This is a genomic window from Xanthomonas floridensis (assembly GCF_001642575.1).
Classification (GTDB): Bacteria; Pseudomonadota; Gammaproteobacteria; order Xanthomonadales; family Xanthomonadaceae; genus Xanthomonas; species Xanthomonas floridensis.
Genome location: NZ_LXNG01000031.1, coordinates 1 through 12869 on the forward strand (window position 1 = coordinate 1; position 12869 = coordinate 12869).

Here is a 12869-nt window from a genome sequence, read left to right on the forward strand (position 1 = left end):
GTGCTTGATCAATCCCAGCAGGCGTTGGTCTTCCTTGGCGCGCTCACTGTCAGGCGAGCGTAACCAGGCGTAATAACCCGCCCGGTTGACGCGCAATACCCGACACATCGCGCATACCCTGAATTCCCTGCGATGGTCTTGCATGAACGCGTACTTTGCCTTCACCCCTTGGCAAAGTACGCGGCGGCCTTTTTTAGGATGTCGCGCTCCTCGGTCACGCGACGCAACTCTGCCTTCAGCCGCCGAACCTCGGCGCTCTGGTCCACCTCGGCGCGATGCACCACGCCAGGCTTGCCGAACTTGCGCAGCCAGGCGTACAGGCTGTGCGTCGTGACACCCAGTCGCTCGGCGACCTCTGCCACCTTGAACCCACGATCGGTCACTTGCCGGACCGCTTCGATCTTGAACTCATCCGTATACCGCTTGCTGCTCATGGACACCTCCGAATCTGCCATTTTCCATGGCCTTGAGATGTCTAGGAAAGCCTGGGCGTATCACACGATCTCCCACATCAGCTCGACAGCCGGCTCGCGAGCGTGACGATCAGGTGCTATGCCGGTGCGAGGTCGGGAGCGTTCTTATGGCGTCGCCTTTTAAGAGCGGCTAACAAAACCCCTTGAATCTTGCCTCGCCGATGGCAACATTACGGGCATGACACGTCGCAAAGAGATCCCCATTGCGCTGTGGAAGCGCATCGACCACTGATTCCGCACGTGAAGCGTTCGCCCAAGGGCGGACGGCCGCGCATCAGTGATCAGCAAGCCCTCGGCGGCATCGTCTATGTCTTGCGTACGGGCATTCCCTGGGAAGACCTACCCATCGAACTCGGCTATGGCAGCGGCATGACCTGCTGGCGTCGCTTACGCGATTGGCAAGCTGCCGGTGTGTGGCATCGTCTGCATCAGGTATTGCTGGCCGAGCGACGTCGCGCCGAGCGGCTGGATCTGAGCCGAGCAAGTCTGGACGCGGCCAGTGTGGCCTCCCCCGGGGGGGCGCCTACACCGGCCCGAACCCGACCGATCGCGGAAAACTCGGCAGCAACCGGCATCTGATCGTCGACCGCAACGGCGTCCCCTTGGCGGTCTGCGTCACCGGCGCCAATCGGCACGACTCGGTGGTGTTTGAGGAGTTGATCCACGCCTTGCCTCACATCTGCGGAAAACCAGGCCGTCCGCGACGCTGGCCCGGCAAGCTGCATGCCGACAAGGCCTACGACATCCAACGGTGTCGCGCCTTCCTCAAACAGCGCCGCATCAGTGCGCGGATTGCACGCAACGGGATCGAGCGCAACGACCGCTTGGGCCGTCATCGCTGGGTCCTCGAACGCACCCATGCCTGGTTCGCAGGCATGGGGAAGCTGCGCATCCGCTTCGAACACCGCATCGACCTCCACCTGGCGTTGCTCTGGCTTGCTTGCTCCATCATCTGCTTACGGCTTCTTCCTGGGCCGCTCTTAAGCCCAAGAGGCCACTCCTCGACCGGCAAGGTCGAGGAGCGGCCAGAAGAAGAAATTCAGAAAGTGCTGCGAGGCCTCGCCCGAAAAAGGGAACTTCAGGAGGTTCCTCCTGATCGCTTCGCAACCCTGAGCATCCCTTCCGGCCACGATGGCGAGTAGCACATCGATCGAACGTCTGGCCCCGCCCCGCGTAATCCGTAATGGCTAGGATCAGCACGATTCACGGAGGCCTGGACCTTTGCCGCCAGCACCGAACACGCCTGAGTTCAAGCGCCGGGCCAGCCAAACCAAACGCGATGCCACGCCTGCTCCCGGCGATGTCGTGGGTAGGGTCCGCCTGCGCCGGAATTGAAAGGATACTGACCGGTCTATATCATCCGTCGGGAATCCACCGCCGGAGTGATCATGAGCAAGGTTCGCGAGCGCATCCTCGATGTCGCCACCAATCTGTTCTATCGGCAGGGGATTCAGGCGGTCGGCGTGGACGCCATCATCAGCACCGCGGACGTCGCCCGCATGAGCTTCTATCGGCACTTTCAGTCGAAGGAAGGTCTGGCGTTGGCGGTGCTGGAGCGGCGCGACGAACGACTCTGCGCCTGGTTCGAGCAGGAGGTCGAGCGCTTGTCGCCCGATGCAAGTCTGCGGCCGCTGGCAGTGTTCGATGCCTTGGCGATACGCCTGGCCAGCCCCGACTACCGCGGTTGCGCCTTCCTCAACACCATCGCCGAGACGCCGCTGCCCAGCCACGCACTGCATCGGGCTGCGGCTGCGCACAAGCACCGCTTCGAGGCCTACTTCGCCCGTTTGTTGCGAGCGGCCGGGCTGGACGAAAGCGCGGCCGGCGATCTCATGCTGCTGTTCGACGGGGCCGTGGTCACCGCGGTTCGCGAAGGAAACCCGACCCCCGCCATGCGGGCAAAAAATATGGCAGCGCGGGTGCTCGGCATCGCGCCGGCGAACTGAGTCAGTGTCTTACTGAGAGAGTAGTTATGTCTGCGGAAGTTGTGTCGCAAGACCCGGTCGCTCGCGGCGAACGGTTGTTGCAATTGGATGTGCTGCGCGGCCTGGCCTTGTTCGGCGTGCTGCTGGTCAATATCGGTTACTTCTGCGGTGCCGATTTGGCGCAGGAAGCCGGGATCGCTTATCCGCTGGGAGACTTCGGTGGCTTGGCCGGCGACCTCGTTAGGGTGCTGTTGGAGAACAAGGCGGCGGCGCTGCTGTCGATCCTGTTCGGTGCTGGCCTCGCCATCCAGGCTGATCGTGCGTCCGACAAGGGTCAGTCGCGCTGGCCGTTTGCGCTGCGTCGCAGCGCTGTGCTCGCCCTGCTGGGCAGCGTGCACACGTTCTTGTTGTGGAACGTCGACATCCTGCTCGACTACGCACTGATCAGCTTGATGGTACTGCCCTTCCTGCGGCTGTCGGCCGGCCGGGTGTTGTGGGCGATCCCGGTGGTGCTGATCGTCTCGGCGGTGATTGCCGGTCCGATGCAGGCGCTTGCAACGGATCTGCCGCCGGCGCAAGCCTACACCCTTGGTCTCCAGCACTACGGGCAAGGTGGGTGGCTCGACGCCCTGCAATACCGATGGTGGGAAACGCTGCATGTGATCGGCCCGATGCGTATCGCCAATCGCTTCGTCATCCTGGCGCCGTTCTTCATCGTCGGCGTTGCGGCCTGGAAGGGCGGATGGCTTTCGGCGCCGGACGCGCATCGGCGCCGGCTGCGGCAGGTCTTCGTGCTCTGCTTCAGCTTCGGGCTGGTGGCCAACGCGGTGCCGCAGGAGGCGCTGCATGCCTGGGTGAATCAGCTTGCGCTGCAGCCGCTGCGGGTCTTGATTAAGGCGACCTTCTTCTTCGCCAAGTTCGCGCTGACCCTGGGCTACGCGGCCGGCATCCTGTTGCTGCTGCAGCGATCGCGCTGGCGCGTGTGGCTGAGTGTGTTCGCGCCGCTCGGTCGCATGGCGCTGACCCAATACCTGCTGCAGTCGCTGGTCTGCACATGGATCTTCTACGGCTTCGGCCTGGGCCAGTACGGGCGGATGCCGCTCGACCTGGCGCTGGCGCTGGGCGTGCTGCTGTTCGCTATGCAGGTGATCAGCAGCCGCTGGTGGTTGGCGCGCTTCAGCATCGGCCCGGTGGAGTGGCTGTGGCGGCGATTGAGCTACGGCGGCATTCGCCAGCGCCCACCGGCGCTCGCAGCGGCTGAACAGGCCCGAAGCCGGTAGCGTGGGTGATGCCGCGTCGCGGCATTAGCGCCGTGTTTTTTGCGCCTGTCGGCGTGGTGGTGTGCGGGCGGATTCAGCGCCATGAGCGCGTCGCTGCGGCCGCCGGCGTCGACAAGACCCGGATACTGGGATGCCGTCAATCTACCTCACAGCCGCGCCGGCTACGCGGCCCTCTTTGGCTGAGCGCTGGCAGAACTCCTGGGCCGACTAAGAGCGGCTAACAAAACGTAGCGAGCAGTCGTCAGGTGGGTGTGGACGGCGCGCAGGAACCGGAGTGTACGGGTGGTACATGCCGATTCCGAGCACCGGCCGCGCCCGCCTGGCGGCTGCACAGTAGTGTTGTTAGCCGCTCTTGGTCTTGTCATCCCGGCGATAGCGGGAGGCCATGGACGTAAATCGCGGCCTTGCAAGGCCTTGGAGCTTCTGCGTTCGCGGGAATGACAGGCGCGGGGGACTGGATGAGCGTTGCCTTACAGCGACTGATACGTCACGAGCAGTCGTCAGATCGATGTGAACGGCGTACTCAGGACTGGAGTGTGCGGGTGGTTGGTGCCGCGCTCAGGACCGGCCGAGCCTGCCTGGTCATGAGCGGTGTCGTTCTATTAGGCGCTCCGATGCGCATTCGACCGGCGACCCCATGATGGACAGACAGCAGCGGACCTGATCGCCACCGCCATCTCACCAAGGCGAGACAGCATCCTTCCCGTACGGATAAATCGTCGCAATCGTTCCATCCGCCAGATGCTCCAGCGGTGCCATCTTGATGTTGCGCAGATGGGTCTGGCCGCCCGAGACCACCGCGTCGTGATAGAACAGATACCACTGGCCATCGAAGGCGCAGATGGAGTGGTGGGTGGTCCAGCCGATCACCGGCTGCATGAGCACGCCCTGGTAGTGGAATGGGCCATACGGCGAGTCGCTGGTGGCGTAGCAGATCAGGTGGGTGTCGCCGGTGGAGTACGACAGGTAGTAGCGGCCGGCGTGATGATGGACCCAGGGGCCTTCGAAGAAGCGACGGGCATGGTCGTCTGCGCGTAGCGGGGTGCCGTGTTCGTCGAGGATGACGATCTCGCGCGTGGGCTCGGCCAGCGCGGTCATGCTCTCGTGCAGGCGCGCCACACGCGGACCCAGTGCGGGCGCAGCGCCCTCCGGTTCCTGATGCGTCGGCGCGTAGGCATTGTCGCGGTAATGCTGCAGCTGGCCGCCCCAGATGCCGCCGAAATACAGGTAATGCGCGCCATCGTCTTCGGCGAACACCGCCGGGTCGATCGAGTAGGTGCCGGCGATCGGTGCGGCTTCGGCGATGAAGGGGCCGTGGGGTTGGTCGCCGACTGCCACACCGATCTGGAAGATGCCATCGGCGCGCTTTGCGGGGAAATACAGGTAGGTCTTGCCATTGCGCTGCGCTGCATCCGGTGCCCACATCTGGCGCTGCGCCCAGGGCACGTCGCGCACGTGCAGCACCTCGCCCAGGTCGTCGACCGGTGCGTTGGGGTGTGCCATGCGAAAGACGTGGTAATCCTCCATGCCGAAATGCGAGCCGTCGTCGCTGAAGGCGACACCGGCATCGATGTCGTGCGAGGGATAGATGTAGAGCGCGCCGTCGAACACGTGTGCGGACGGGTCGGCCGTGTAGATGTGAGTGACCAGCGGTGCGGAAATGGCGGTGCGCGCCAGGGCCTGCAGGGTGGCGGCTTGCAGTTCATCGGACATGCGCGTACCTGTGCATGGGGTGGGAGGGAGAGGTCAGGGCGACGCGAGGGGTGCGGCCTGACGGCGCACGCCCAGCTCGCGTTCGATGCGGGTTTCCAGTGCCTTGTCGATTTCGTACAGCGCCAACAGGGCGGTGCCGAGCAGGAACGGCAGGGAGGCGTACACGCTGATGGCCAGGCGGATGCCATCGGTCACTGCGGCGCTCTGCCGTGGCAGCGCGGCGTCATAGCCGTAGACGGCGAGCAGGCCGGCGACCAGCGCGCCACCGACGCTCAGGCCGATTTTCAGGCCGCACAACATCGCCGAAAAAATGATGGCGGTGGCGCGGCGGTGGTTCTTCCACTCCGAGTAATCGGCCACATCGGCGATCATCGCCCACAGCAGCGGGATGGTGATGCCGTAGAAAAAGCCGTGCAGCACATACGAGGCGAACACCCAGCCGATGGCGGTGGGCGGGTACACGTAGAACGCCAGCAGGAACAACGTGGAGATCAGCAGCGCGCCGCCAAACACATTGCGCTTGCCGTAGCGATCGGCCAGGCGCTTGGAAAACCCGATGCCCACGATCATCGCCAGGATGCCGCCGGCACTGAAGACGCTGAAGGCCGACGTGGGCGCATCCTGCGGCCACTGCAGTGCCGTCATACCCGCACCGGTGAGCATGCTGTTGATGCCGGCAATGAAGCGATTGAAGCCTGCGCTGTCGAGAAACTGTGCCAGCGCGCCCGCATCGAGGTAGTACTTGAAGTAGTAGATGTACATCCCGCCCTTCATGGCGAGATTGATGAAGACCAAAATCGTCAGCGCCAGCATCACCAGCCACGGCTTGTTGCGCACCAGGTCGGTGAGGTCCTGGCGCACGCTGCTGCGCTGTTCGGTGATCGGCAGCACGCGCTCGCGGGTGGTGAAGAAGGTGATCAGGAAGCACAGCGTGCCGACTGCCGCGAACAACCCCATGGTGTTGCGAAAACCTTGCGCCTTGTCGCCATTGCCCAGGATCAACACCAAGGGCAGCAACAGCACCTGGATGATGAACTGCGCGAACGTCACCGCCAGGAAGCGATACGCAGACAGGCTGTTGCGCTGCTCCATGCTGCCGGTGAGCACGCCGCTGAGCGCCGAATACGGCAGGTTGTTGGCGACATACACCAGCATCAGCAAGGTGTAGGTGGCAAATGCGTAGGTGATCTTGCCGTGCTCGCCCAGCGCGGGCGTGTTGAAGGCCGCCAGCGACAGTGCGCCGAACGGCAGCGCCGTCCACAGGATCCACGGGCGAAACTTGCCCCAGCGGGTGCGGGTGCGATCGGCCAGGATGCCGATGATGGGCGTGAACACGAACGCGCCGAGCAGGCCGACCACAAAGATCAACGTGGCCGCCGCGCTGGCGGGAATCCGGAACACGTCGGTATAGAAGAACGCCAGAAAAGTGACCAAGGTCTGGAAGATCAGGTTGGCGGCCAGGTCGCCCAGGCTGTAGCCGATCTTTTCGCGCACGGAGAGCTGCTGTGACCGATCGTTCATGAGGTGAGGCGGGCTCGAAGAGTGCTACGGAAAACGCCGCGGCGCGCGCTACGCGGCTGGCCGTGACCCCTCTGGATCACGATTGCAGACGCAGCACTTGAAGTGTCAGGCAAAACGTCGTGCGCCGTCGCGCGTGCAGGTTGGGCCTCGCGCGGGAGACGGAGTGCACGCCAAGCAGGCGTGCACTCCGAACACCCACGACATCCGGCTGCCAACGGCGAGCGTGTTTCGGTGGTCACTGTCAGAAGGTGCCCCGGATGCCGAGCATGACGGTGCGCCCAGGCTCGTACAGGTCGTAGGTCGCGTTGGGCCACGCATAGGTGGTGCGCAGCGGTTCGTCGGTGATGTTGGTGACGTTGAGGGTGAGTTGCGGCTTGGAGGGCAGCCAGTCCAGCGCGTAGCTGGCCGATAGATCCAGCTGGCCGCGTGCATCGGCATTGAGGCGCGCGTACGGGATGCCGTTCTGGTTGGCGCCGGAGATCACCATGTCGTCGTTCCAGGTATAGGACAGGCGCACCGAGGCGGCGTTCTTTTCCCAGTACACGGTGCCGTTCCATAGGTTCGGCGCCACACCCACCGCCACCGCCGGCACGCCTTCGCCTTCGGAGGATTGGGTGACATGGGTGTAGTTCACGCTGAAGCCCAAGCCGTCGACCAGCTTGTCCAGCGGCTGCACCCAGATCGCTTCGGTGCCGCGGATGTTGAGCACGCCATCGGCGTTGACCTGGGTCTGCACGTCCACCGTGGCGGCATTGGGACCACCGCGCTGGTCCAGGCCGGCTTGCTGGATCGGCAGCAGGCTCTCGTACGGCACGCCCAGATCGTTGAAGGGAATGCGCCGCACGCCATTGACGGTGAAGCCGCTGATGCGCTTGTTGAACAGCGTCAGGCCCACATAGCCTTCGCCGCCGGTGTACCACTCGCCACCGAAGTCGACGTTGGTGGACAGGTACGGCGCCAGGTTCGGATTGCCCTGGGTCGCGGTCTGCGCGGACGGGTCGCTGAAGTTGGTGTTGGGCAACATCGCGCTCGGGTCCGGGCGGGTGAGCGTGCGCGAGCTGGACAGGCGCAGCACCACGTTGTCGGCCACGTCCCAGGCCGCATTGAACGAGGGCAGGGTTTCGGCGTAATCGGAATCGAGCACCTGCACGCGGCGGATGCCGTTGATGGTGACCGGGCCGGTGATGGTCTGGTCGGTGGTGACGTAACGCACACCGGCGTTGAAGCGCAGCGTGCGGTTCCACACCTCGGTTTCCGCGTTGGTTTCGATGTAGAAGCCGAGGTTCTTCTCGCGGATGCCGCCGGCCGAGGCGCCGGTATTGGCAGAGTTGGTTTCTGGCGCGGAATCGCGCAGCGCGTAATAGTTGGTGTCGCCGAGGAAGCGGTTGAAATCGGCGGTGATGAAGCCGTCCGGGCCGGGCCGCAAATAACCGGCCAATGCGGAATTGGGGACCGCCGAGCCCGGGCCGCCATTGCACACGTTACCGCCGCCGCCGCGGCAGACCACCTGCTCCCAGGCGATGCTGTTGTCGAAGCCGCGGATGGTGCGCTCGGCCTGGTCGTAGGCAGCGCCGATCTTGATGTTGCGCTTGTCCTCGCCGAACTGCAGGTCGGCGCGTGCGCCGCGGGTTTGCGTCACGCGTTTTTCGTTCTGGATGTTGACCCGGCCGCCGGTCCAGCCCCAACCCAGGTTGGGATTGTTGAGATCCAGCGGGCTACTGATCGACGGGCGGTCGCCGCCTTCATTGCGATAGTCCACGGTGGTAAACGGCGAGGTGACCAGGATGCTGGGCGACTCGCGGTCCAGCCAGCTGCGCGTGGCATTGGCCTGCACGTTGAGCTTGATGTCCTGGTTGTCGCCGAACAACAACTCGGCACCCGGATTGACGCTCCAGAACTTGACCTCTTCGCGGTACGGGCGCGCTTCCAGAAAGTACTGCGCGTTGGCGAAGGTGGCGCTGGTGACCACGTTGTTCTGGTCCAGCTGCATGCCCAGCGGGATCATGTTGCCGTTGCGGCCGATCAGATTCATGCTGATCCGCTCGGTGGTGCGCTTGGCTTCAGAGTACAGCGTGTCCAGATAGAAATGCATGCTGTCGGAGGGGCGCCATTCCAGCGACATCACCGAGGCATCGCGGTCGCGATCGCCATTCATGTAGACCTGGCGGCCAAGGCGTGGAATCAGCGCATCGCTGATCTGGTCGATACTCAGGCCCGGATTGCGTGCCAGCAGCCACGCCGCGTCGATGGTCTCGCCGGTGGTCAGGCCACTGCCGGCGGTCGCCGGCACACGGTCGGGAATGCGCCAGTTGCCGCCGCCGTTGACGTTGCACGCCGCCGGTTGGTTGGTGGCCGGCGTGCCTGCGGGCGGGGTGAGCCCGCATTGGGTGTAGGTCAGGCCCGGATTGGTCCAACCCACGCTCTCGAAGCCGCGCACGCCGAGTTTGCTGCGCACCGAGGCCACCCCGAACAACGCGCCGAACGTGCCTTCTTCATTAGTCCAGCTGCCCATGAAGGCGCCGCGTGGAGTGGTCTTCTCGCTGGTGCTGTTCCAGTCGGCCTGCGCCTGGTAGGTAAAATGCACGCCGGGACGATCGAACGGACGCGCGCTGCGCATGTCCACCACGCCGGAGACGCCGCCTTCGAGCATGCTGGCGGTCGGTGTCTTGCTGACAGTGAGCTGGGTGAAGAACTCGGTGGGAAACAGGTTCAGGTCGACTTCGCGGTTCTGGTTCTGCGCGTTCAACCCGATCGAGGCGGTGGCGATGCTGGAACCGTTGAGCGTGGTCTTGGTGAAGCTGGTGCCCAGGCCGCGGATGGCGATATTGAGGCCTTCGCCGTTCACGTCCCGCGCCAGCTGCACGCCGGGAATGCGGTTGAGCGACTCGGCGATGTTCATGTCCGGAAACTTGCCGATGTCTTCGGCAAACACGGTGTCGGCGAAACCGACCGAATCGCGCTTGGCATCGGTAGAGAACTGAATGCTGCGTCGGTAGCCGGAAACAGTGACGGTATCGAGCTGGGTCACCGCGTCGTTGCTGCCGGCCGGGTCCGGCGGCGGTGGCGCAGTGGTGGCGTCGGAGGACTGGGCCCAGGCGGCAGTGCTGGCCATGCCCAGCAGGATGGATCCCAACGCGCAGGACAACGCGGTTCGTGCGTAGCTGTTCTTCACCGTAATCCCTTCCCTAACAGGTGAGCAGATGTCCCACGCATCGCCCCTGCGCAGGGAGTGCCGCTGCCGGTAGCGGCGCGGCGATGGTGCGGTGGGGAAGAACGGGCGATCAGTGGCGCTGGATGTTAGCGCTACCAAATTCGGAACATCACGCTGCAGGGCAGCATAGACGTAGCGGCCAGGCAGGAATGGTGCGCAAGCCGGGCGCTGCTGAAGGTTGGCGGGGGTGACCGGCACGCGGTCGTGTTGCACTGCGCGATGGATTTCGCCGGCGAGCGTGGTAATGGTAGCGCTATCACCCGTGGCGCAAGGCCACCTTCGTGCAGGTGCAGTGGTCGATGAAACTCAGCGAAGAGCGCGGCAACCACGCGCATGAGCGGCACCGGTGCAGTGCGCGCACCGCTGCTGCTGCAATGCCGGTGCAGCAGCTGCGCGGAGCCTGGTCGCCGCGTAGGCCACACGCATGAGCGAGGCACCCAAGGCCGTGCCAGTCGCTGCGCCGGCGGGGGTGGGCCGCGTGCGTTGGCGGGTGTGCGCGCTGTTGCTGGTAGCCACCACCATCAACTACGTCGACCGCCAGGTGCTGGGCGTGCTGGCGCCGTTCCTGCAGACCCAGATCGGCTGGAACGAGATCCAGTACGGTTACATCGTCACTGCGTTCCAGGCGGCCTACGCATTGGGGCTATTGTGCAGCGGCGCGGTGATCGACCGCTTCGGCACCCGCATCGGCTATGCGCTGGCGATCGGGGTGTGGAGCCTGGCGGCGATGGGGCACGCGCTGGCGACCAGCGTGGTGGGCTTTGCAATTGCGCGGTTCTTTCTGGGGCTGGGCGAGTCGGGCAATTTTCCTGCCGCGCTCAAGACGGTGGCCGAATGGTTCCCGCGCCGCGAGCGCGCGCTGGCCACCGGCATCTTCAATTCCGGCTCCAATATCGGGGCCATCGTTGCCCCATTGCTGGTGCCGGTGATCGCAACGACCTGGGGATGGCAGGCGGCCTTCCTGTTCACCGGCATCCTCAGCGCCACCTGGCTGTTGGTGTGGTGGGTCAGCTACCACCCGCCCGAGCAACAACCCGGCCTGTCGGCGGCAGAGCTGGCGCATATCCGCAGCGATGCGTACGAGCCGGCGCAACGGCGGCTGTCGTGGCTGCAGGTGCTTGCGCATCGCCAGGCCTGGGCCTTTGTGCTGGGTAAGTTCATCACCGACCCGATCTGGTGGTTCTTCCTGTTCTGGCTGCCGAAGTTCCTGCATGCCGAGTACGGCTTGAGCCTGCTGCAACTGGGCGCGCCATTGATCGTGATCTTCGTACTGGCGGATGTAGGCAGCATTGCCGGCGGCTGGATCGCCGGGCGGTTCATCGCGCGCGGCTGGAGCGTCAATCGTGCGCGCAAGACCGCCATGCTGATCTGCGCGATCTGCGTGGTGCCAATCGTGTTTGCCGCGCGTGCGGACAATCTGTGGCTGGCGGTGGCATTGATCGGGCTGGCGACCGCCGCGCACCAGGGCTGGTCGGCCAATCTGTTTACGCTGCCCTCGGACATGTTTCCGCGGCATGCGGTGGCCACGGTGGTGGGCATCGGCGGATTCGCCGGCGCGGTGGGCGGCATGCTCATCGCCACCTTCATCGGATTTTTGCTACAGGCGACCGGCAGTTATGTGCCGGTGTTCATGATGGCGGGCTCTGCGTATCTGCTGGCGTTGGCCCTCGTGCATCATCTGGTGCCGCGGCTGGAGCCTGCGCATCTGCCCGCGACTATCCCGGCGCCGCCATCTTCCTGAGGGACGCATCATGCAGTTGCACACAATGAGGTTGGGCGTGTTGCTCGCCGCAAGCCTTGCATCGGCGGCCCACGCGGCGCCGTTGGCGGCGGGCGCCTCCAAGTTTTTGGGCAGTGCCTACAGCGCGCAGCAGGCACCGGGATTTGCGCAGTACTGGAACAAGCTCACCCCGGAAAATGGCGGCAAGTGGGGCACGGTGGAAGCGGTGCGCGACCAGATGGACTGGAGCGCGCTGGATACGGCCTACCGCTTCGCCAAGGCCAACGGCATGCCGTTCCAGATGCATGTGATGGTGTGGGGCAACCAGCAGCCGGAATGGATCAAGACCCTGCCGCCGGCCGAGCAGCGCCGCGAGATCGAGCAGTGGTTTGCCGCCGTGGCGCAACGCTACCCCGACATCGACCTGCTGGAGGTGGTCAATGAACCACTCAACGACCCGCCCAGCAAGGCCGACACCGGTGGCGGCAACTATCTGCAGGCCCTGGGCGGCACCGGCGCCAGCGGGTGGGAATGGGTGGTGCAGTCGTTTCGGTTGGCGCGCCAGCATTTCCCGCATACCAAGCTGATGATCAACGACTACAGCATCACCAACACGTCCAAGGCCACGCAGCGCTATCTGCAGATCGTGCACCTGCTGCAGCGCGAGCACCTGGTGGATGCCATCGGCATCCAGGAGCATGCCTTCGAGACCATGCCCAACGTGGCGATGTCGGTGCACCGCGCCAATCTGGATGCCCTGGCGGCCACTGGCCTGCCGCTCTACATCACCGAATTCGACCTGGATGGGCCAAGCGATGCGCAGCAGCTGGCCGACTACCAGCGTGTGTTTCCGGTCTTCTGGGAGCACCCGGCGGTGCGCGGCATCACCCTGTGGGGGTTTCGTTCCGGCCTGTGGCGCGACAAGGAAGCTGCCTATCTGGTGCGTGGCGACGGCAGCGAGCGACCGGCGATGCGCTGGTTGCGCGATTACGTGGCTGCCCATCCCGGCACGCCTGCGCCATGACG

The 12869-nt window shown here is 64.6% G+C and carries 7 protein-coding genes, 1 other RNA gene and 2 pseudogenes; 5 read left to right on the forward strand and 5 right to left on the reverse strand.

What is annotated here, in order from left to right; translation table 11 throughout:
• Positions 1–434, reverse strand: a pseudogene (locus A7D17_RS23115) (transposase); the annotation flags it as partial.
• 217 nt (positions 435–651) lie between these two features.
• Here A7D17_RS23115 and A7D17_RS23120 point away from each other — a divergent pair.
• The 3 genes and pseudogenes from A7D17_RS23120 to A7D17_RS16290 all read left to right on the forward strand — a co-directional run.
• Positions 652–1441 (forward strand): annotated as a pseudogene (locus tag A7D17_RS23120) (IS5 family transposase); the annotation flags it as partial.
• A gap of 420 nt (positions 1442–1861) precedes the next feature.
• Positions 1862–2419 carry a TetR family transcriptional regulator gene (locus tag A7D17_RS16285; RefSeq protein WP_082862076.1) on the forward strand — a complete coding sequence of 186 codons (558 nt, stop codon included), beginning with the start codon at positions 1862–1864 and terminating at the stop codon, positions 2417–2419.
• 26 nt (positions 2420–2445) lie between these two features.
• A complete protein-coding gene (locus tag A7D17_RS16290) occupies positions 2446–3678 on the forward strand; it encodes a DUF418 domain-containing protein (protein ID WP_082862077.1) in 1233 nt (410 codons plus the stop codon).
• Positions 3679–3893: 215 nt separating this feature from the next.
• Here the strand turns inward: A7D17_RS16290 and A7D17_RS16295 are convergent.
• The 4 genes from A7D17_RS16295 to A7D17_RS16310 form a co-directional block, all read right to left on the reverse strand.
• Positions 3894–3969, reverse strand: a non-coding RNA gene (locus A7D17_RS16295) — sX9 sRNA.
• Positions 3970–4356: 387 nt separating this feature from the next.
• On the reverse strand, positions 4357–5391 hold the full coding sequence (locus tag A7D17_RS24945; RefSeq protein WP_064510046.1) for a glycoside hydrolase family 43 protein: 1035 nt from the start codon (positions 5389–5391) through the stop codon (positions 4357–4359).
• 33 nt (positions 5392–5424) lie between these two features.
• Positions 5425–6912: an MFS transporter gene (locus A7D17_RS24950; protein WP_064510047.1), complete on the reverse strand. Its 1488-nt coding sequence runs from the start codon at positions 6910–6912 to the stop codon at positions 5425–5427.
• Positions 6913–7153: 241 nt separating this feature from the next.
• Entirely contained in the window at positions 7154–10084 is a 2931-nt protein-coding gene (locus A7D17_RS16310; protein ID WP_064510048.1) for a TonB-dependent receptor, read from the reverse strand.
• 463 nt (positions 10085–10547) lie between these two features.
• Between A7D17_RS16310 and A7D17_RS16315 the strand changes: the two genes are divergently transcribed.
• Together A7D17_RS16315 and A7D17_RS16320 are read left to right on the forward strand one after the other, a co-directional pair.
• A complete protein-coding gene (locus tag A7D17_RS16315) occupies positions 10548–11864 on the forward strand; it encodes an MFS transporter (protein WP_064510049.1) in 1317 nt (438 codons plus the stop codon).
• 10 nt (positions 11865–11874) lie between these two features.
• Positions 11875–12867: an endo-1,4-beta-xylanase gene (locus tag A7D17_RS16320; protein ID WP_064510050.1), complete on the forward strand. Its 993-nt coding sequence runs from the start codon at positions 11875–11877 to the stop codon at positions 12865–12867.
• The last annotated feature ends 2 nt before the right edge of the window (positions 12868–12869 follow it).

Coding starts and splice junctions, on each gene's coding strand:
- A7D17_RS24945 (WP_064510046.1), bottom strand. CDS start 5,391: ATGTCCGATGAACTGCAAGCCGCCACCCTGCAGGCCCTGGCGCGCACC.
- A7D17_RS16315 (WP_064510049.1), top strand. CDS start 10,548: ATGAGCGAGGCACCCAAGGCCGTGCCAGTCGCTGCGCCGGCGGGGGTG.
- A7D17_RS16320 (WP_064510050.1), top strand. CDS start 11,875: ATGCAGTTGCACACAATGAGGTTGGGCGTGTTGCTCGCCGCAAGCCTT.
- A7D17_RS16285 (WP_082862076.1), top strand. CDS start 1,862: ATGAGCAAGGTTCGCGAGCGCATCCTCGATGTCGCCACCAATCTGTTC.
- A7D17_RS24950 (WP_064510047.1), bottom strand. CDS start 6,912: ATGAACGATCGGTCACAGCAGCTCTCCGTGCGCGAAAAGATCGGCTAC.
- A7D17_RS16290 (WP_082862077.1), top strand. CDS start 2,446: ATGTCTGCGGAAGTTGTGTCGCAAGACCCGGTCGCTCGCGGCGAACGG.